The organism is Novipirellula rosea (genome assembly GCF_039541335.1).
GTDB classification, from domain to species: Bacteria; Planctomycetota; Planctomycetia; order Pirellulales; family Pirellulaceae; genus Novipirellula; species Novipirellula rosea.
This window is the reverse complement of record NZ_BAABGA010000040.1, coordinates 72,063-93,106: the sequence shown is the minus strand read 5'-3', so window position 1 is coordinate 93,106 and position 21,044 is coordinate 72,063. Positions and strand designations below refer to the sequence as shown.

General features: G+C 54.9%; 16 protein-coding genes. 8 read left to right on the top strand and 8 right to left on the bottom strand.

Annotation, left to right across the window (positions count from 1 at the left end):
- Nucleotides 1-98 precede the first annotated feature (98 nt).
- Nucleotides 99-443 carry a hypothetical protein gene (locus ABD971_RS16945; RefSeq protein ID WP_339946715.1) on the top strand — a complete coding sequence of 115 codons (345 nt, stop codon included), beginning with the start codon at nt 99-101 and terminating at the stop codon, nt 441-443.
- 348 nt (nt 444-791) lie between these two features.
- Here the strand turns inward: ABD971_RS16945 and ABD971_RS16940 are convergent, their stop codons facing one another.
- The 3 genes from ABD971_RS16940 to ABD971_RS16930 all read right to left on the bottom strand — a co-directional run bounded on the left by ABD971_RS16940 (nt 792) and on the right by ABD971_RS16930 (nt 3,859).
- A complete protein-coding gene (locus tag ABD971_RS16940; RefSeq protein ID WP_339946716.1) occupies nt 792-1,190 on the bottom strand; it encodes a hypothetical protein in 399 nt (132 codons plus the stop codon).
- Nucleotides 1,191-1,461: 271 nt separating this feature from the next.
- Nucleotides 1,462-2,274 carry an SDR family oxidoreductase gene (locus tag ABD971_RS16935; protein WP_339946717.1) on the bottom strand — a complete coding sequence of 271 codons (813 nt, stop codon included), beginning with the start codon at nt 2,272-2,274 and terminating at the stop codon, nt 1,462-1,464.
- Between the two features lie 328 nt (nt 2,275-2,602).
- Complete coding sequence (locus tag ABD971_RS16930; RefSeq protein WP_345323978.1) at nt 2,603-3,859, bottom strand: hypothetical protein; 1,257 nt, start codon at nt 3,857-3,859, stop codon at nt 2,603-2,605.
- Between the two features lie 335 nt (nt 3,860-4,194).
- On the opposite strand from ABD971_RS16930, the gene ABD971_RS16925 reads away from it, so the two are divergent.
- On the top strand, nt 4,195-5,619 hold the full coding sequence (locus ABD971_RS16925) for a two-component system sensor histidine kinase NtrB (RefSeq protein WP_345323976.1): 1,425 nt from the start codon (nt 4,195-4,197) through the stop codon (nt 5,617-5,619).
- Nucleotides 5,616-6,977 (top strand): sigma-54-dependent transcriptional regulator, encoded by a 1,362-nt coding sequence (locus ABD971_RS16920; protein WP_345323974.1) that lies wholly within the window; start codon nt 5,616-5,618, stop codon nt 6,975-6,977. Before ABD971_RS16925 ends, ABD971_RS16920 begins: the two co-directional genes overlap by 4 nt.
- A gap of 136 nt (nt 6,978-7,113) precedes the next feature.
- Here the strand turns inward: ABD971_RS16920 and ABD971_RS16915 are convergent, their stop codons facing one another.
- A complete protein-coding gene (locus ABD971_RS16915) occupies nt 7,114-7,683 on the bottom strand; it encodes a DUF309 domain-containing protein (protein ID WP_345323972.1) in 570 nt (189 codons plus the stop codon).
- Between the two features lie 304 nt (nt 7,684-7,987).
- On the opposite strand from ABD971_RS16915, the gene ABD971_RS16910 reads away from it, so the two are divergent.
- Nucleotides 7,988-8,686 (top strand): DUF1003 domain-containing protein, encoded by a 699-nt coding sequence (locus ABD971_RS16910; protein WP_339946722.1) that lies wholly within the window; start codon nt 7,988-7,990, stop codon nt 8,684-8,686.
- A gap of 379 nt (nt 8,687-9,065) precedes the next feature.
- Nucleotides 9,066-9,473 (top strand): hypothetical protein, encoded by a 408-nt coding sequence (locus ABD971_RS16905; protein WP_339946723.1) that lies wholly within the window; start codon nt 9,066-9,068, stop codon nt 9,471-9,473.
- A gap of 314 nt (nt 9,474-9,787) precedes the next feature.
- On the opposite strand, the gene ABD971_RS16900 is transcribed toward ABD971_RS16905, so the two are convergent.
- A complete protein-coding gene (locus ABD971_RS16900; protein WP_345323969.1) occupies nt 9,788-10,231 on the bottom strand; it encodes a CHAT domain-containing protein in 444 nt (147 codons plus the stop codon).
- Between the two features lie 208 nt (nt 10,232-10,439).
- Nucleotides 10,440-12,461, bottom strand: coding sequence for a caspase family protein (locus ABD971_RS16895; RefSeq protein WP_345323967.1), 2,022 nt, complete (start codon nt 12,459-12,461; stop codon nt 10,440-10,442).
- A 389-nt stretch (nt 12,462-12,850) separates the two neighbouring features.
- On the opposite strand from ABD971_RS16895, the gene ABD971_RS16890 reads away from it, so the two are divergent.
- Both ABD971_RS16890 and ABD971_RS16885 read left to right on the top strand, forming a co-directional pair.
- A complete protein-coding gene (locus ABD971_RS16890; protein ID WP_345323965.1) occupies nt 12,851-13,786 on the top strand; it encodes a hypothetical protein in 936 nt (311 codons plus the stop codon).
- Nucleotides 13,755-14,612 carry a toll/interleukin-1 receptor domain-containing protein gene (locus ABD971_RS16885; RefSeq protein WP_345323963.1) on the top strand — a complete coding sequence of 286 codons (858 nt, stop codon included), beginning with the start codon at nt 13,755-13,757 and terminating at the stop codon, nt 14,610-14,612. Before ABD971_RS16890 ends, ABD971_RS16885 begins: the two co-directional genes overlap by 32 nt.
- 132 nt (nt 14,613-14,744) lie before the next feature.
- Here ABD971_RS16885 and ABD971_RS16880 read toward each other — a convergent pair whose 3' ends face one another.
- On the bottom strand, nt 14,745-16,205 hold the full coding sequence (locus tag ABD971_RS16880; RefSeq protein ID WP_345323961.1) for a hypothetical protein: 1,461 nt from the start codon (nt 16,203-16,205) through the stop codon (nt 14,745-14,747).
- Nucleotides 16,206-16,462: 257 nt separating this feature from the next.
- Between ABD971_RS16880 and ABD971_RS16875 the strand changes: the two genes are divergently transcribed.
- On the top strand, nt 16,463-17,950 hold the full coding sequence (locus ABD971_RS16875) for a S8 family serine peptidase (protein WP_345323959.1): 1,488 nt from the start codon (nt 16,463-16,465) through the stop codon (nt 17,948-17,950).
- A gap of 809 nt (nt 17,951-18,759) precedes the next feature.
- On the opposite strand, the gene ABD971_RS16870 is transcribed toward ABD971_RS16875, so the two are convergent.
- Complete coding sequence (locus ABD971_RS16870; RefSeq protein ID WP_345323957.1) at nt 18,760-20,934, bottom strand: TIR domain-containing protein; 2,175 nt, start codon at nt 20,932-20,934, stop codon at nt 18,760-18,762.
- Between the last annotated feature and the right edge of the window lie 110 nt (nt 20,935-21,044).

Genomic DNA, 21,044 nt, shown 5'->3' with positions numbered 1-21,044 from the left:
TTGCTTGCATCAGACATTCGCTTGGGTTGGGGACCCCGGAAAGGAAATCCGGCTGGATAGGAACCCTACTAACACCACCGTTGTCCGGGGGGATCCAAATGCGAGTGATAGTATTTTTCCAGCGAATGCTGGAGCACGTTTTTCGCGGTCGATCGAGCGTCACGAGCGGTGATGTCGATGTCCGAATCAACCAAGAAGAGATCGAATTTATTGGCGGACCTTATGACGGTTTGGTACAGCCGTGCTCGAAGGTCGATAAAGTGCCCCGATCTGTTTGGTTAGCGTTCAGTATCGCAACGCTTCGTTTTCTCGGAGGCGAGCGAATGGCGGAGTCATCGGACGTACGAAGTGCGGCCTTGTATCGACTTGATCGTCGTGGCGGCAAACCCCGCTATCTTTTTGTGGGACAACAAATTCTCGACGGTGGCAGCCTCGCTCAGTAAGCCTCGCTCAGTAAGCCTTGCTCAGTAACATTCGAGTTTTGTGACAAATCACGCGGGTGAAGTGTTTTCTATGTAGTGGACGAGGCTACGAGTCCCGTCGTGCCACTCAGTCGCTGGGACTCGTAGCCTCGTCCACTACCTCCAAAGCTGGCCGACCTACGCCTATTCCAGTAAATCTCTAGCGGAACGGCCCAAACGCCAACGGAGGGTTCATGTCATTTGCGAAACATTTTGAAAGACAGACTGCAACCCTATCCCACAAAAAAAAACGCGTAGCGATTATCGCTACGCGTTTTCAATTTAGGCAAATGAGTCAATCACTTGCGTGTGGCTTACCGAGTCGAACGTTTACTCGATTTCTTCTACAGCATCGTCGTCATCAAGTTCTTCGAGTTGGTCCGCTTTCTCTTCGCCTTGCGACTCGACTCGATCCGCTTTGTTTTCGCCACGCTCTTCGATCGCATCGGCTTTTGCTTCACCGCGATCTTCGATAGCGTCGGCACGCTCTTCGGCATTATCTTCGACCGCTGGCTTAGCCGACTCGTAGCGGTCGCGAATGTTTTCAGCAGCTTGCTGGCTTTCGTCGCGAATCGCCTCGGCGGTGGATTGCGATTCGTCGCGAATATCCGACGCATACTCTTGAGTGTTGTCGCGGACAGCGTCGGCTTGCTCGTCGTACACGCTGTCGTTGCATCCGGCGGCCGCCAAACAAACCGACAGTGCCAATGTGGAAATTGCAAGTTTCATCGTTCTCGTTCCTAAACTTATTGAGGGTGGGAGGTTCTTCTTTGAACTGATAGCGGCGAGTTCTACGGACGTCGGCACCCATTGCAACCAAACGCCGTTGACTCATCGCGATCAAGCCATTCACGCAAGCGGTGTGCCAGATCAAAAAAATTTACATCCGATGCTCAATTGGCTCATTCCCACCGTGGGTTAACTCATCATTGATCGCTGATCGGTTGACCTGGCTGATGAACGGCCAGTGCGTCGGCGTTTTCAGATTCACGTGCAGAGTCTACGAGTTTTTCAGATACGCTTCGCGATATCCTGAAGCCGCCATCGGTGCGGCCGCTTCGAACCCTCCATCAACCGTCCAGCGTGCTCCGGTTACAAACCCGCTTTTCTCACTTGCCAAGAACTCAATCACCGCACCGACTTCATCCGGATAACCGGGCCGGCGAACCGGGATCGCGGGCCGTTTGGAACTCGCAATGTCCTCGGGGCCCATATCGTTCATCGGTGTTGCAATCTCACCCGGTGCCACCGAGTTGACCGTGACATTTAGCGGCGACAGGTCCAACGCCAAACACTTGACCATTCCGCCCAGAGCATGTTTGGTCATCGTGTATAGCGTGTCACTGGGATTCGCGATCACTTCATGCACACTGGTGACCACAATGATCCGTCCAGGCGTTTCACGCGGCGGTCCTTCCAATCCGCCCGGCAACAGGTGTTTGATGCTGCGTTGGATCGCCATCATGGCGCCGAAGGCGTTGACATTGAAAATCTTGTAAGCCGTTTCCAGATCGAGATTCGGCATCTTTTGCCGAACCATCATCCCCGCGTTACTTACCATCACATCCAATCCACCCAATTCGTCCGCCATTTCGTCCACACAAGGGTTGGCCGATTCGGGGTCCGATAGATCGAGTTGTTTGACAATACAGCGGCGTCCGAGCGATTCAATTTCGGCGGCGGTTTGCTTCGCTTCGTCATCACCGGTCACGTAAGTGATCGCGACATCATAGCCCGCTCGTGCCAAACAGATCGCCGTGGAACGCCCAATTCCGGTGCTGCCACCCGTGATAATTGCTTTTCGTGAATTCATTTTTTGTGGATCTGTTTGAGACTGGATCGGATTGAGCATGGACACGTTCGAGATGCGTCATGCGAACTCGCCAAGACAATGGCCATCCGAGACACTGGCCCTTCAAGACGATCGCCATCCAAAGTGATGGCAGGAGAGGACGATGACGCGAAGGGACGATGACGCGAAGGGACGAGGGACATGCCGTTGTAGTTGCCCGCGTCAACAGGAACCTATCCGGCAAAACGCATGCCATCTTGTCCCCCCATGGCATCAAGCCGAAAGAACCGAGGGATCCGAGGGTTGAGACAATCGTCGTCGTGCCCACCGCGATGCCGTGCGGCCTCCCTTAGATCTCTTCGTCGACGAAGATAATGTGTCGAAAATAGTGTTGCGACTCGAAACTGGCCCCCAGAGCTCCGATCAGCAAGCTCAACGACGCGGCGAAAACGGCCATGTGAGGGCGATCGATCGAGTTCAATTGGCGTGCGTTGTCAATCGTCGATGCTGCCCACGTGGCAATCAACGCATTGGGAAACAAAAAATGCGTCAAGATCACTCCCACGACAAACAACGCCATCCACGTCGTCGCCATCCCCACAAAGACGATTCCGAACGCTGCGGCCGAGGTGACGATCGACTGTTCGCTCCGCCGTGTTCCACGCCGCACCAACAATTGTTGGCGGAGCACCACATAGACGGTGGTCGATAACATGGTGATCGCCAACAACACAAACACGTTGCCGGCGTCTTGAGCAAGCGCCAAATCCCAAGCTTCGGCGGTCATCAACAGAACCGCGAGCGTCGAAAACGCGGCGATGGTCAAGCGACTTAGCCGCTGGGGAAACTGCCACGGGCGAGCGGCCCAGACCGCTTGATAAATCTCTTTACGATTGATCCATGCAGCCCGAAGGGCAAACGTGGGATACGCTAAACGGCGTCCAGCGCCTTCTTCGAGTCGTTGATCCGCGATTTCGGCGAGAGCCGCGCGTTGACGCGCGAGACTCTCTTTGTCGATCCCCGCCATCAAGTCAAGTGCTTGCGCGTTAGGCGGATGATACAACAGATCATTCGGGTGATCGCTTTTGGCCAGCCCGGTCAAATGGCCGATACTGTGCAGCATCAACCGGCTCAATCGCCGGGCAATCCGCTCGATCCTTTCCTCGGGATTCGCCTCGACACCTAACGCCTGAGGATCGATCAGTGACATCGAGATAATCGCGGTGTCCAAGGGTCGGCTCAGGGCAGCAAAGCAGTAAGGCGAGTAGTTGCCGACAAGTTCGGCAGCAGTCAACACGAATGCAAAATCCCAGTGCCGAGAATCTCGTTCTTCCACCGCTTGTTGAAGCAACAAACTGGGCTCGACACGCCCACTCACACTCATGCTGGTCCCGGCCAACTCGGGACGTTTGATTTCGAAAAAATTGAAACGAAACGACGGAAACAACTCCGAAAGACGCGCGTCGGTCTGTTCGACTGCCAACTTCGCCGCCTGAGAATCCACCGCGTCCAGCGGTCCCGCGACAACCACCCCGATTTCAATCAGACTACCAGCCGCGTTGCGACCGGATTCACGAATCGATGGGGTGGATTGGAGTTGGGTCATAAAAACGGTAATTCGCTGTGTTAGTCGGCATCCACGCCCCCCCTCTTGCCAGCTAGCCATCGATCTGATCGCACAAACCAACGATGATCCAAACGCGAATGAGATGCAAAGACAAGCGGGTCGGCTACATTAACTGACACACTATAACACAGGTTGCTGGCATCACAGCAGCGTCACGGCGGGACTGCAATCGCGTGCATTACAACTGCAATTCATTGCACATCGCGGTCGCCTTAGAACCGGAACCGCTAGGTTTTTAGCAGGCTCATTGCGAAATTTCCGCAATTTTGAAAGACTTCGTCAAGGCGTGATCACGGATCGAGCCGCCTACGGTCATGACGAAGATTGCTTCATTTTCCTATCCATTGAATCGCCACAGCATGCCTCAGAATCAGACGAACCCGACGATGTTTGCCGTACCCGACGGACGCGGTGTGCGGCGTTTTGCGGCCAGTTTAGCGGTCTTCAGTCTGATCGCGTTGACACTCACCACTTGGATTCTGTTTGATGTCGCGCGTGAACAGGAAATCGTAGCACGCATCATCCAGCATCTGCCCGAGAGCGATATGGCGGTTGCCGAAGAACTATCAGGCGACCTGCGACTGCGAAGCAAGCTCTCGTTTCTGTTGGTGCTGAACATCATTGGCACAGCAATTGCCTTTGCCCTCGTCGTTCGCGGCTACTTGTCCAGCGAACAATCGTTGCGAGATGCTCAAGTGCTAGCGACCGATATCCGCGCCAGCATGGATGGCGGAATCATTACGACGGATCAAAACGGCACGATGACAAGTTTGAATCCGCGCGGCCGTGAACTGCTGGGGTTGGGCGAAAACGAAGGAGTGGGGATGACGCCGTCAGAGGCGGGTCCCGAGCATTCGCTTCTCGAATCGATTTGCAGCGAAGTCAATTTGCGTCAAACCGCGATCCGTGATCGCGACTATACGATCAACCGAAATGGCCACGAACAAACGTTACGTGCGGGATGTACCCGACTCAAAAATCAGCGAGACGAAGCTATTGGAACGGTCATTCATATTCGCGATGTCACCGAGCGTGTGTTAATGGAGCAGCGGTTGCGAAGAATGGAACGTTACATGGGACTTGGTTCGCTCGCCGCAGGATTGCAACATGAGATCAAGAACCCGCTTAGCGCCCTTTCGTTACACATCCAACTGTTGTGCGAGCGACTGGCCGACGACACTCACGATGGCGAGACCCAAGAATTGCTAAATGTGCTTCACACCGAGGTGGCTCGCATTACCAACGTGCTGGACAGTTTCCGCAATTATGCATCGGTCAACGAACTCGGTCGTTCCTGGGTCGATGTCGCCACCTTGATTGAAAAGCTCGTTCGTTTCCTGCATCCGCAAACCAAAAAACAAAACGTCACGGTCAAGGTCGATCTGCCTTCGGAATCACTTGGCGCGATCGAAGCCGATTCCGTTCGCCTCGAACAAGTGCTGCTGAACCTAGCCCTCAATGCCCTCGCGGCGATGCCACAGGGAGGCACCTTGCGATTTCGTTTGAGCAAGAAACACGATTTCCTCCGTATTGATGTCACCGATACCGGAAATGGTATCCCGCCTGAGATTCAATCGCAGATTTTTGATCCCTACTTCACCACCCGCAACGAAGGAACCGGGATGGGGTTAGCGTTATGTGACAAAATCATTCGCCAACACGCCGGCAGTATCGACTTTTGCACAGGCCCGACCGGAACCGAGTTTTCGGTCATGTTGCCAATGGAAGGAACCCCATGAACTCGGATGCATTCACTTTACTAATCGTTGACGACGAGCCCAACATTCGTTCCGGACTTGCCCGCGGGTTGGCAGCCGAAGCCGACGTGGTCGACACGGCCGAGAACGCCGACGAGGCCTTGGCGAAATTTGAACAATCCAATTACCAACTTGTCATCGCCGATGTGCGGCTGAACTGCGGTATCACTGGCATTGAACTTCTTAAAAAGATTCGTTTCTCGCGGCCACAGACCGCGGTCATCATGATCACCGCGCATGGCACCGTCGAAATGGCGGTCGAAGCCATGCATGCGGGTGCCTTTGATTTCATCTTGAAACCGCTCGACTTGAATCTGGTACGCCAACAAGTCCGCAAGGCACGCGAGTACCACCAGCTCCGGATGGAGAACCAGAAACTGCGAACGCAACTCGCCAGCGCAGGCGAAATCTCGAACATCATCGGCGGGTGTGCAGCGATGCAAGGCGTTTTCCAGCACATTCGCCAAGTGGCCGCGACCGAAGCCACGGTGATGATCCAAGGCGAAAGCGGCACCGGTAAAGAATTGGTGGCCCATGCACTGCACGACCTCAGCGATCGCAGCAATGGGCCATTTGTTGCAGTCAACCTCGGAGCGATGCCCGAAACACTGTTGGAAAGCGAACTGTTTGGCCACGAAAAAGGGGCCTTCAGCGGTGCTTCGCGACAAAAACCGGGCTGCTTCGAACAGGCTGCGGGCGGGACGCTGTTCTTGGACGAAGTGACGGAGATGTCCGCCAAGAGCCAAGTCGATCTGCTGCGGGTACTCGAATCCAAACGGTTCACCCGCGTCGGCGGCGAAGAGGTGCTGCAAGCGGATGCACGCGTTGTCTCGGCCACCAATCGCACCGTCCAAGATCTAATTGCCGAAGGATCCTTCCGCGAAGACTTGTTTTATCGCTTGAATGTCATTCCGATCGAAGTGCCTCCACTGCGTGGCCGTCGTGAAGATATTCCGCTACTGGTCGAACATTTCCTAGAACACTTTTGCAAACGACACGGCCGACCGGCGAAACGGCTCTCCCCCGAGGCGATGCATACGATGGTCGCGGCTCATTGGCCTGGCAACGTCCGACAACTTCGCAACGTGATGGAACGTATCGTTGTCACCCACACCGGCCATGTGATTCATAGCGAAGAACTTCCGGCCGAATTGACGCGAAAAGAAGGCACGCAGCGGACGTTGCCTCGCTCGTTGGCCGAGGCAGTCGAAGGCTGCGAGCGTGAGACGATTCACTTGGCGTTGCAAGCGTGTGACCTGCATCGCGAGCGAACCGCCAAGGCACTCGGCGTCAGCGTCCGCACGCTGCACTACAAAATGGGCCGCTACGGTCTGCACTGATTCGTTGCGAAAGTGGGCGGCGCTCCCTTCTGAGTCGAAATCGATTTTGCACTCCCGATTCCGTAGGTCTCGCTTCGCCGAAGCAGCACTCAGGCACAATGTCCTGCTATTCAGCTAAAACAAATGCGAATTCGGATCATGATTTCGCCACAGGGAGTGCAAAGTCTGGAATGATCACAAACGGCAAGACTCGGCGAACGGGACACACGCTCGTATCGATGATCTGTTCGGCGTTGGCTGCCAATTGCAGAGCGGTTTGCGACAATTGCCCGGCCATGATTCCGAATTCGCCCCGACTGTCAAACGTCACATCCCGCTGGCAGGTCAGAAACAACGCTGCAGCACGCTCGGAGTGCCGCCGAACGCCGATTGAACTTCCTTGCCGCGCTTTGACACCCGCGGCGGCAAGCTTTATCAGGCCTTTTACGACCGCGGCTCGTGTCGTCGTCGGTTCCGCTGCCGTCCAGATCGTCTCCCACGCCTCGTGCGATTCCCAGTAGTAGCCATGGTTCAGTAGATCGATCGCCAAACAGTGCAGTCGATGAAACGTTGAAGAATTCTGTAACCCCGCCTCCTCGTCACATCGATAACGATGCCCTCCGACTCCGGAAACAGGATGCGGATGCATCCCCGGGACAAACGCATAAGGCGGAAATGGACACGAACTCAGTCGCGGTGGCAGTGGAGGAATCGGTAACGGGTTCATTAACTCAATCGTAACAATTGCGATGCGGCTGAACTAGATTCAGGTTTAATTGCGAACCTCTCGCAGGCGGGATCGTGCGGCCAATTTGAATCGATACGCTAACGTCACAGCCAGCACATTCCGCCCACCGGTGTTTTACAATAGTGGATTGGTGGCAATAAAAGTCACGCTCTGTTGAAGCAGGAAAAAATGGGCAATGTCCGCAGCCTGCGGACATCGAGGGGCGACCAAATTTCCACATTCGGACTTGTTGATTGCGGGCCGTGTGGCGAATCCATTCATTTCTTTTTGTGAAATCCGTCTCATGCGAAATCATGTTCATGTCACTTGTTCTGTCTGCAAAAAGCAATTCGCACTTGCGGATGTATCGCCCAGCCGACTGGTTCGCCCCGCGATGGCAGCCCTGATTGCCGCGGATCATCCCGATTGGAACGGCGACACCTACATCTGTCACAATGACTTGAACCGCTACCGCAGTCTGTATGTTCAGGGCGTGTTATTGGAAGAAAAGGGAGAGCTGAGCGCACTTGAAAAAGAGGTGATCGAGAGTTTGCGTGAACACGACATTCTGACTCAGAATTTGAACGAAACGGTCGATGACGAATCCACCTTGGGCCAGCGGTTGGCGGATCGCGTCGCTTCGTTCGGAGGCAGTTGGACTTTCATCATCCTGTTTGCCAGCGTGTTAGCGATTTGGATCATGATCAATTCGATCGCGATGCTTAGCAAACCGTTCGATCCCTTTCCGTTTATTCTGCTAAATTTGGTCCTCTCGTGTCTCGCTGCGATCCAGGCGCCCGTGATCATGATGAGCCAGAATCGCCAAGAAAGCAAAGACCGACTGAGATCCGAGAACGACTATCTTGTCAACTTGAAGGCCGAGCTCGAAATCCGCCATCTGCATTCTAAGCTCGACTTGTTGCTGACCCATCAGTGGCAACGACTGCTTGAAATACAACAAGTGCAAACCGACTTGCTCGAAGAGCTTGGTAAAAAGCGTTGAGCAACTGTGATGCTTGCATTACTGGTCACGGCCTGCAATTACGTGGCTTTGACCGGCTACGATTGTTTACGGCGTGCAGTTGATCTCGCGTGCGTTGAGCAATAAGCAGATCGCGATTTGCATCGCTTTTGTCCTACGCGTTCAGCACCTGCGCAAGTGGTGGCCAAGCGATCAGCTCGACCTCCGAGACAACGCTGACGAGAATAGATGAGTTCACGTTCTCCGCAAAAGCTGTCACGTCTGGTTTGCGGTGTTCTTTTGGCACAGTAGATGCATTCTCATTTGCGAAATCCTGTCGCACGTTTGGCAAACCCTGCGGCGACGAGATCATTTCTCTCTGTTAAATAAACACTCCCCCATGGATGCAAAGGAAGAATCAATGATTCGCACTCTTATGTTGTCTGCCGCCGTTCTTGTCAGCTCGGTTGTGATGTCGGGACAAGCCAGCGCGTTTGGCCATCGCCATCATCGTGACGGTTGTGGAAGCCGAGCGGTATACCAGGCACCGGTTCGATCCTACTATGGCACCTCGGCCTATACCAATTACCGATCGCCACGCGTCAGCGTCGGCTATGGTGGGTACGGTGGATATCGAGACTACGGTGGATATCGAGACTACGGCGGATACCGAAACTACAGTGGATATCGGGGCTACGGTGGGTACGGCGACTTCGGCCGCTCTTACTACGGCAATCCCGGTTACCGATCTGGTGGCATTTCGATCGGTATCGGACGTGGCGTCGGCATCGGTGGATTGGGTAACCGCGGCTACGGTTTGGGTTGGTAATCACGCGACTTCCATTTGCAAGCACGCGACCGATCCGCGTGCTGCTGAAGAGCTGAATCCATTTGGTCACTTGCATGTCACGCGAGGGTAAACCACCTCGCGTTCGGGGGCGTTCGCCCAATGCTGTCTACTCTGGCCCTAACCGAGTGGTTTTAAAAGCGGCGCGGGGCCGGCCGGTACATCTCGAACGTTTGCTCACGCCATAACCGGACGGCTCGCGCCGTACCGCTACCCAAAGTCGATGGCATTGGGCTTGTGCCAACCCTGCGCCAGCCGCTCATCGAATACGCAGGCATCCGCAGACCAGCGCACGGTTAGGCGAGCCGGAAGCGACCGTCACCAAACAAAGTGTAGTTGATCCAGTCGTTTTGTTTTGCAAGGGCAAGCTGTTGTCGTGCTTGCGTGACCGAATCACGAAGCGTCAAACCGGCGGTTAACCCCGTGTAGACCTCACCGGCGAAAGCGGCCGCCGCATCATCTCCGACCTCCCAGAACGGGCCGATAAACGCTTCGACACTGCTACGCAACACCATCTCGGCAAGCGAATAACTTTCGTATTGCGGCAGCTTGGCTTGGCCGCGAACAGGGCCCGCCTCACATGCATTAAAGACCACCACACGAGGAATCGGGGCAACGGCACTTAAATCCTGCAACGTCAGTCGCTGGTTCCCTGCCAGCAACAAGTGTTCGCTTGATCGCAAGTCCTTCGCAGCGAGCTCCATCGAGATCGTTTGTCGGATCGATGACCAACCCCACACTCAATTTCCTCGCCAAAATGCGGACGACCGGAATGCCCGGCCCAAACGACAGCGGGTCGTCGGGGTCACGAGTCAGCACGCGGTAGAGTTCGTGCCCCAATCACTGGACCCACTGACGATCCTCGTCCGACACCCTCGCGACGGCAATACAAAACAGCGGCCGCGTGACCGCTGCGGAATCGGTGGATCGAGTCTCGCGGACCAAAGTTTAAACCTGCTCAATCGAATGGGCAAAAATGTCGCGGTTCACGCGACTATTGCCCGATTTGAAGTAGGACGAATGAGCACAGGCGGGAGAGACAAACCCAAATGTCGAGGAACATCCAAACGGATCCAGCCGCAGAAACTCGCGATCGACTTGCATCCCCGTCGCGATCAAGCTGCCGCCAACACCGTCACCTCGCGCATTCAGGTTGATCCAGTGGTCGACCATCTGTGGTTTCCTGCCATCGTCGGGCCGTAAACGTTTCGCCACAAACTTGATCGCCAACGCCGCCCCTACGGTAAACCAATTGTGAACACGACCAGGCAACCCTTCGCGTTCGAGCGACCGCAGCGCCTCGTAGGCGACCACTGTCCCCCAGCTATGGCTGATCATTTCGATTGACTTTCCTTGCTGCAACAGCGGACGAACGACATCGGTGCATTCGTCGATCACCAGACGGCGAATTCGATCGCTGGACAGATATTTAACAAAATCATCGACACAATCGAGTCCTGGAATCCCAAACGCCGCTCGAGGCACCGGCCCTTCGATTTCGCGATCGATCCCGCGATCACCACTTCGTTTGGCGCGCTCGGCAATCTGCTCGGCCGCCTCACGTGCCATCCGCTCTTCCAAAATCGCCTCTAACATCAACTCCATTTGTTGCTGTTGGACCGGATCCACTTCGCGGCTGAGTTCGCGATTGGTCTTCGAAACATGCTTGCTCCATAGCACCTCTTTCCGGTTGGCTCCTAGAGTATTCTGGGTTTGCGATGTCAAAAACGGAGACATCGCATCCCACCACGCATCGGAGAAATGGGCAGGGTGTTCACAAATTCCATGAACATAGACCAACGCTTGACTGCCGGCACGAACACCAACGGTGTCACCCACGCGGCCGGTCCCAGGTTGAGTTCCCGCCAATTGGTTGGCGATCTGTTGCAAGGTTGCCAACAATTGCTTCCAGTCGGCCGAGGAGATTTGAGCCGCTTCGGACGCATTCCCTTGATCCGATTCGCCATCCCCGTCATCGCTGACTTTCTTACCACCAAAGACCACACTTGCCGTCGTACTAGGTTCCAGCTGTGGAACCTGATCAAACCGTTCGTCCCGTAGCCGGTCATGCAATGTTCGAATGACGGCCGATGCCTTTGCGTCCGCTCCCGTCTGACGAATCGAATCACAGAAGTAATAGGTGAACGCACCGTGAAAATCGCCACCGATGAACGCATCGGCACTGGTTTGATCGTCTCGACATCCTGACCACAACACGTGATTCATTTCCGCATCGTCGCCACCGCGAGTGCGTGCTTTTTCGAATACATCGCGGAACGATCGCGACTTGGTCGCATCCGCGATCGCCACCTGCACCTCAATCGGAGGCGGGGCAAACCGTGCCAGCACAGTATGATGATCGATCTGTCTCGCAGTCGTCGGTCGCACGCCTGGCGGATCCTCCAGCGAACGAATCCCGGCCCTCGCTTCGCCGCGACCTCGCTCTGCCGCAACATCATCGAGCGACAACAAACCTGCGGTCAAAAAATCGGACGTTGCTGCACGGCTCAGCTCAGGAGCGACGAAGCGGGTTCCCGTTCCGCTGTGGCAACAATCCAGCACAAACGTGACGTCAACGCCATCGGGAATTTGCTTGGTCCACGCTCCCAGTTCGTCGTCGAGCATAAAGGTGTCGGGATCATTCCAATCCATTGCGTACAAACAGAGCAATTCGTCCTTAAAATCCGCCTCGCCCACTTCGCCATCCGTGTCAGCGGTGTAGGAACCGTGCCCCGAAAAGTGGAATACCAGTCGGTCGCCCGGCTTTGCCCCTTTCAGTAACCACTTCCAGCCCTTATTCAGCTCAGCCTTTGTCACCTCGGCATCCGTTCGCACTCGGATGTGATCGGGGTCAAACCCGAATTCGTCGACTAACAATCGACGCAGCGAAAGCGTGTCATTGACGCAACCGCGCAGATCACCAATCGTTTTGTAGTCGTTGATTCCCGATAGAAAAGCTCGACTCGCCATCACACACGTCTCCGTTGCCTCGACTAGGATCTTGGTAAAAAGTCAACACAAGGACACTGTCGACCTCCTTCAGGTTACATCCACTCACATCGGCGCACAAGCAAAAGGAGAGACGATAAAAAATTAACAGAGAAAATGGCTTTCTTGCTCCCATCGATGCTCAATTTCACATAGAGTGATTTAGATCCTTATGACATCAAAGATGACATTCATTCACTGCGGAGCGTTTTTTCTTGGTCTCCATCACAAACTCATCCGACACACCGCAACGCTCTGCGAAGCGGCTCAGCGAGAATGGCCGATCCGCTGCTACTTCGAGCGTGCGGTCAGCGCCAAAGCGACCACTCGTAGCTGATCAAACGTCAACGCAACGAGCGATCGAATACCTGTTGGCGTTGAAAGGCGAAAATGCCGATAAGCTACTTGCCGATGCGGGGCTAAAACCGCGTGGGACAAAGGTACAGGCCTATGATCGGCTTCGCAGTGGCGTTGCCAGCGGCAAGATCTCGCTAGAGCAAATCCAGCAATGGCTCGAGGAAGTCGAAGGCTGGGGGAATCATCAAGTCCACTTTTTTGACGTCACCGACTCCGTCTGCGACCGACTATCCAGCAAACGCAAAGCGGTTTCGTTGCTTTCGAAACTCGATCTCGGACATCTCCTCGACGGAGAGCGTCCGCTATGGCCGGAGCAAGCTCCCGCAATATTCCGCGTCAGTTTTCAGGAATCAAAATTGCGAGTTGGCTGGGCGCAAGAACGCATCTGGAAACGACGCGAGGAAAGCGAGGATTATCAGGACGGCGATCTCTGGTTCAACGCCTATCGAATTCAGCATCGTCGCTGTTTCCACTACTTTGAACTCGACACCGTCACGGGCAAATCCTCGCTCATCATGAGCAAATTGCCTTCGGGTGATAAATACAGCGATTTAAAAGAAAAATTGCTCGGCGACCTCGATCCGATCGTCTCCATCAACGGCTTACAAATAGTCGACCTACGCCCAGCAGTATTGGCACTGGAGTCCTCGGATAAAGTCCTGCGTCGGCGACTGAACTTGATCACCAACGAACAAACAAAGATCGAGATCATCAGTAATGCGATCGATCACGATGCCTACGATGATCCGAGCATCCGCAAGGCGCGCAAACAATGGGCAGGCGATGTCGCCGCCAGCCGGGGTCACTTCTTTTGGCAAATCACAACCGGTGAAGTCTCGCGACTGATCGGCACAAAATTGCTGCCTCGTGAGAATCGATTCTCAATCGAAGGCCAGTGCAGTGAAACGGAGGTTGCCTATGTACTTCAAGGCATGCGAGCAATTAGCTGACCAGCGTCCGTCACTTCGCTCGACGGCCGAAGCCATCGATGCTTTGCTGTACCGGAACCAAGGTCGGGATATCACGCTCGCTTTTCTGACACACTTCCTGGCTTCGCCAAGGCGAGAAATCGCGTTTGTTTTCGATTCATTGCGTGATGACCCTGACTTTTCGGGACGAGCGGTCGACTACTGTCAAACGCATGAACAACCGCTTTCGCCATCAGGCCAATGCGATCTTTGCGACGAAGGTCAAGAGATAACGAGCATTCAAACCGACGTGATCAAGGTTCCGGTTGTCCAGCCTCCGAAACAAGATCCTTCTAGCCATCCGGCGCCACCCCGTGTTCTGATCAGCTACAGCCACGATTCGCCTGAACATGCAGACCGCGTTCTCCAACTGGCGAACGCGCTTCGCGGTCACGGTGTCGATTGCCGAATTGACCGCGAAGATCCCGATCCCGACGAGGGCTGGACGCTCTGGATGAAAAACAATCTTCGCGAAGCCAAATTCGTGCTCTGTGTCTGCACCGAGACCTATAAACAACGATTTGATGGCCAAGAAGCCGAGGGCGTCGGACGCGGCGTTCAGTGGGAAGCAAGACTCACGCGTAATTACCTCTATCGCACCCCGAATGCGAATAAAAAGTTTCGGGTCGTGCTGTTGGGATCCGAGTCAGAAAAATCGATCCCTGACGAACTGCGTGACTACACATTTTATCGCCTGGACGACTTTTCGATGAACAGCGAGGTGTTCAAAAACCTGTTCCGTTTAATCACCGAACAAGAGAAAAACGTCATCGTTCCCCTCGGCCCTTTGACAAAAATCGAAGGCTGATCGCCCGCCACATCTTCGCGAAAATGTTCTCCATCCGTAGTGGATCTTGCTAAAGATCTTACACCACGTCACGGGTTACCGCTTCCGCACCACGGCTTTCATTCCGCATCGGCTGTACAACCAGCAACAACTTTAGTGGGCCGTTGTCCCATTCACCGTGGTGTTTGAAATAACACTCTTGGGATGCAGACGTTGCCAAAATGATTGCTTGGGTTGGGGTGGCGGCACCATCGCTCGGTCCAACAGTTGTTTCGTCAACTCAGGATCGGCATACGGTGTGGCAGACACGACGTGGGGTGCAACGTAAGTCGGTTCCACCGGTACGTTGGGTGAATCAAAACTACTGGCCGCCGCCGCAACGCCTTGGAACTGCTGCGGCGGAGCAGGTTGACTCATTAGCTGCTGCAGTTTCAACTTTGCAGCCTCATGCACATGCGAGGTGGGCTGAACCGTATTCGCTTCGGGCGCCAGATCGTTCTTGTCATTCACATCCGCTGCCCCCGATTTGTCAAACAGCCCTGAACCTTGGCCGCTGGCGGGCACAAACGCGGCTTGCGGATTTGCCGGAGTCCCCTGCTTACGCATAATGCCTAGGAACTCGCGGTCATATTGTTTCTCGGCAATTGGGCTCCACACCATTCGGCCGCCCTCGAGACTCGCTTCGTAGACCGAGATTTCAGCATAGTTCTCGATCGTGGGTGGAACCTTCACGATCTCGGTGCTGCCATCGGCGTGAAAGACGGTCTTTGTTCCCCACTGATCCATGGGAAACTGCGAAACGTCAAACACCTCGTCTTTTTGAGCACGATCCATCGCTTCGGCCAACGCCGCCACATCGCTCGCTCCGACTGGACCTCCGCTGCCCGCCAAACTCTTCAAATTTGCAACACTGTTGATCACATCGCTGGCCCCGCCCAAGCCAAGATTCATCGCAGCCCCCTGGGCCATGATGTTTTGTGCAGTCGAACTGTCCTTCATGTAGTAAGGCCCCAGCCCGGTGAATTGCCAACCGTTGACCAAGTTCATCGCCGCACGGATCTCCCCCGGGCCACCGTTAATCTCGAGCGTGTATTTCTGAGTCAAATCGGGCACAAACACGATCTCATAGGTAAAGAACATATGCGGCCCCAGGCCATCCTTGACAAGCGATTTGGAATCCGGTCCGCTAGGGATCTCATCCGAGTGCAGCGTCGGATTGTGAGCCACACCATCAAACTGCTCCCCATTTGGGTTATCCGCAGCAGTCGCACCACCACCTTGCATCGAACTGCTGCCCGATCGGCTAAAGTTGCCAGTCAGGTCGAGCTTCGCGTAGTTCGCTTGGTTGTCGAAACTGGTCGGGATCGGAGCCGACCCCGTCAAACCAATCTTGGCGTCCTCGACGTGGTAAAAGTTCTTCGAAATCACCAACAATGGTTTGGGCAGGTAGAACGGAATTCCCGGAGCCTCGCATCGGTTCGCCGGTGAAGCAGGGCGTGCAGTGATATGCGGCTTTTGGTGCTTGTACTGCATGTAGCCACAACCGGTCATCGACAAACACAACACGGTTGAGACCAAGCTCGTAAAAGCTCGGACGAATCCGTTACGTAACATCAAAACGCTCCCGACGCGGCGATTCGCGTGAAATCGAATGGGTAAAACAATGCGGGTTATCCGGGTAATCCTCTCGGTTCAACCCGCATTACCGTCAAATCGGGCATATTGCTTGCGATCCTTCGTCGAACAACGATACTGAAGGAACTAGAGACCAACCCCCATCGCGTCATACCGATTAGGTTGAGTTTGCGGGCTCGCTCGCTACACGCTGCCGACGACAGTGCTTGCTTGCTGAACAACCGAAGGGAACCGAGATGGCCAAAAAGAAACAAAAATCGAAATCGAAACCCAAGAAAACAGCTCCACTCCAGAAAAGATCCGGTGGCGAGGCGGGGGATTTTACAACCATCGATCGCCGTCATCCGCAGAGTCTATTTGTCCGCAGTGAACAGCAGGAGCCGACTCAAACAGGCCGTTTTTTGGCAACGGCTCTCGATGCGAATCCCGCCGCCACCCAGGCAATGTTGCGTGAATTACAGGACGACATCGGAGTCCGACGCATCGTCAGCTCGCGTGACGGTGGCGTTTTCCATATGCCCGATGATGCCGAGGCAATGGTGCTACAATCGCTGGGGATTGTTGTCCTGAACATCGACCCGACTCAGTCCGCGGCTCTCGCATCGACCGCGCGGGGACAGTCCAAACGAAAACATGCAGGGTTTGTGGTCGAGCCCGAATATTATTGCCAGCATGCAGGTCGGTCTCAATCGACGAATTCCGCAGATTACTTGCGTGGTTACCGCGACGCATTGGATCAATTCATCGAACAGCCGACGCAGGATGAGAAACTGATTTATGAACCCGAGCTAGATCAGCGAGAGATCAACTTGCTGCCGGAAAGCAAATTGCCACTTCAAACGCAATGGCGAAGCGAAATGTCGCGATCCGAGGAACGTCCGTCCACCTGGGGATTGCAGCAAACGCGAGTCGACGTGTGTCCGCTGTCGGGCAACGGCATCCGTGTTGCAGTCATCGACACCGGATTAAATCTCCAGCATCCCGGATTTGAAGGTCGCGTTGCTAAATCGGTGAGCTACGTCGGAGGTTCGGCAGAGGACGACCACGGACATGGAACGCACTGTGCGGGGACGCTGTGCGGACAAGAATCGACCACCGTTCGCTACGGGATCGCTCGCAAAGCCGAATTGTATGTTGCCAAAGTGTTGGATCGAAATGGCCGCGGCATGGAAGCCAACGTGATCGCGGGCATCGAATGGGCGATTAACCAAGGTTGTCGTGTGATCTCGGTGTCGATCGAGCGTGGTGTCAACAGTTGCAGCACGGGTTATTCGACGGCGTATGAGGCTGCGGGACTGCGAGCGATTCAGCAGAATGCATTGGTGATCGCGGCCGCGGGAAATCGTTCTCGGCGGTCAGCCGGGATCCTGCGCCGTGTCTCCGCACCAGCTAACACTCCGTCGATTGTGGGGGTCGGCGCAATTCGCCCCTCAGGTCATGTCGCCGATTTTTCGAATCGAACGTTTTGCCAACATGGGGAGGTCGATTTCGTGGCCCCCGGTGTTGAGGTGTACTCGAGCGACATCACGTCGGATCAATATCGCTCTCGCGATGGAACCAGCATGGCAACACCGCATGTCGCCGGTATCGCTGCGTTACTTCTGGAACAAGACCCCGGTCTCGGCGGCGAGTCGCTGTATCGCCGACTAAAGGAATTAAGCCTGATGTCATCCGAACTTGATCCGGCAGACTACGGCCACGGCATGCCGCGAGCCCCGCTGTAGACGGCGGAAAGAGAGACATGGAGTGAGGAGTGAGGAGAATTGACCCTCCCTTGCGGGAGGGTCGGCCGCAGGGAGCGGCCGGGGAGGGTTGGTGCCCCTGAGCTTGCACGGCGATTGTCGCCCAGCTTTCCAAGCTGGCAGCGCTACAACGAATGTGCCATCCGAATCGAACTTGACGACTCACCGACGCAACGATCAAACGCGACGCACGCTAACGGCTTGGAAAGCCGTGCGACTATTGTCGGCCAGATCGCAGCGGAACCATTGTCGCCCAGCTTTCCAAGCTGGTAGCGCTACGATGAATGTGCCATCCAAATCGAACGCGACGGCTCACCGACGCAACAATCAAACACAAAGCACGCTAACGGTTTGGAAAGCCGTGCGACTATTGTCGGCCGGATCGCAGCGGAGCGTTTCATCACCTCTTCCTGCGCCGTTTGGGAGAGGTCGAGCAGAGCCCTTCAGCGAATGGGTTGAAGTTGCGCAATTTTCGTTTTTCCCGGCAAATCACAACCCGACACGTCAGTTTTAAAGTTGCGCTTTTGTATTTAGGGGCAAAGCCCCAGACGTTTACCTAGCCCAGCCCAACGGGCTGGGACCAAGAAACCCAAAGAATTGAAGGGCCAACGGCCCGGCCGTTTGCTGGGACTTAGTGAGGCCAGGCTAGGCAAATTGCCCAGCCTTTGGCCTGAAGAACGTCTAAACTCGCAACTTCATAAAGCGAATGTGAGGGTGAGGGACGAGCGAGTAAGTGGCGATGCAATGAGACGCTGCGAAGATCCGACAATCCAGCGGTAAGCAGCGCTCCATCACACGCTGGACGACCTCAAATTCGACACTCCCGTCAGAATCAATTCCGCGATACGACGCGGCTCGGTGCAGTAGAACAGCTCGCGGTTGGCGTCATCGTCCAAACCGTTTTTGAGTACTTGCATGGGGCCGCCTCTGCCATACGATTGAATTTCCGCAGCAAGTTCCTCGCGACTCTTGAACTCCTGGTTGTGTTCTCGATAGATCTCCACCAGTGCGTCAAAATTCTCGACGTTGGCTCGTGCAGCCTCGGTCGTCATCTCCGCTCGATCGCGTTGTTCCAGCAAATCGATTACCAATCTTGTACACCCGCCGAGCGCTCCGATCAAAAACAGAGGCTTGCCAGCGCGTAATGACAACAGCGGTTCCTCGATCAATCCCGCGTAGCGTCCCTTATAACCTTCGATCTTCCCGCCCACGACCACTCGAGCGAACGAGACTTCGGTCATCTTCACTCGCATCGCCGTCATCGCTGGCCCCCAGGCGTATTGATGGGGAATCGTGTTGGGAACGACAAACCCGTTCGGCAGTGGCTTGAGTTCCGATTCGGACAACCCCAATTCAGGGCAAGGAACCTCTTCCAGTTCCGCAATCGTGCCAAATCGATTCAGTACCTGATCATCGTAAATCTTCCAAAGCGGCCAGGGGGCAACGTTAAGAATCGGTTTGAGATCAGCATCAAATGATTTCGCCAGATTTCGATATCCCGTCACGAGACTAAACAATCGCAGTGTGAAGTTATCGGGATCGTCGAGCTTTTCGGGCTCAAGCTTGCCTCCGTAGGCGATCCGCAAACCAGCGACCAATAGATACAGATGAATCTCGTCCGTAATCGTTTGCAAATGCCATCGCGTTAGACCATGTCGCCGCAATACTTCGCTATCGGATACCGAGACGGCGATCGTCAGCGGTTCGCTGCTTGGCAAGGCTCGCGACATTCGCATCATAGGCGTCTCGAACGTTGCGTCGGGGCGAAGTCCGCTCAACACCTTGTATTCCTCGCCCGTTAACGGTGGATCGGGATAAAGAAAACTTGAATTGGTTGGATGCATCGCCAAGTGGACGGCTTCCGGTGATACATCAATCGCAACCTCATCCTCTCGTGCTTGTCCTTGCATCAGACAGGCGTAATGCGCTCGAGTCAGCGTTTCCAGGATACTGGCGCTCAGCACCATTCGGGCCGCGATCGGCCGGAACTTATGCAATCGCTCGTCGATTGCTTGCTGCTTTACGTCCGCTCCGAGGCACAGCCGTAGTGTCGCCTCATCGGGGATCGGCCAACGCACGACTTTGACATTCCCGCCGTAGGGAAAACTTCTCGGCTCGCCCTCTTTCAATGCATCAACGACCAAAATCGGTGTAGCGACCTCCTTGGCATAGGCGGCTTCCATGCGACACCAAGACGATTTTGCCCACGAATCAGTGAGAAAGACGATCATCAAGTCCGCTCTGCGTATGCCGTCCTTGATCGCCGCGGTGAACTCTTCGGTCAGTTCAATCTTGCGAGCGTCGTACCATTGATCGATCCGCATCGTCGATACTTCTTCGAGCACACGGTGGACAGGTCCCTTTCGAGCCGCGTCGAGGTCCGCCTTCGCATGGCTAAGGAAAAAGCTTACCGGTGCTGGGGCGAGTGAATCGGATGCGCCGGGTGTTTCTCCTCGATTACGCAGCAAAATCAGTGCTCGCACCGCCAACTGGAAAGTCAGTTCTTCTTCTCGAGCCTGCTGATCCTGATCCGTTTTAAAAGTCAGGAAATTGAGAGCCGATAGTGTTTTATCCAGCTGAACCCCTTGCTCGTCTAACGACACCAGCAGGATCGAATGCCGCTTCGAATCGTGACTGTGGACCAGTTCTTTTGCAAACTCGGCCCACTGTTTCCCCGTTCCACCGCGCACCCGCCGATTCATTCGCGCGTTGGCAATCACGACAACCACCGAATGCTCCGCAGCATCCAGGTCAAGCCAATCCGGATCATGGGAAATCGTTGGATCAGGAGCCAATCGAGGAGGCAGACCGTCTCCGCAATCCGGAGTCAAAAAGATGGGCACACGTAACCCCCGCACTGCCGGAGCCGCCAAGAACTTTGGCACAAGCGCTTCCGCGATCTTCCGCCCATCCACCGAATCAGGATGAAACAGCAGATGAATATGCAAAGGGGGTTGATAAGGCATCGAATGCTCCGTCACTTGGTTGTTTTCATTTCGCGCTACCATTTCACCATTTTACAGCAGCAGGAACGAGACAGACGATCGAGCCACTCGAAAACTTCTCTTCGTCCGTT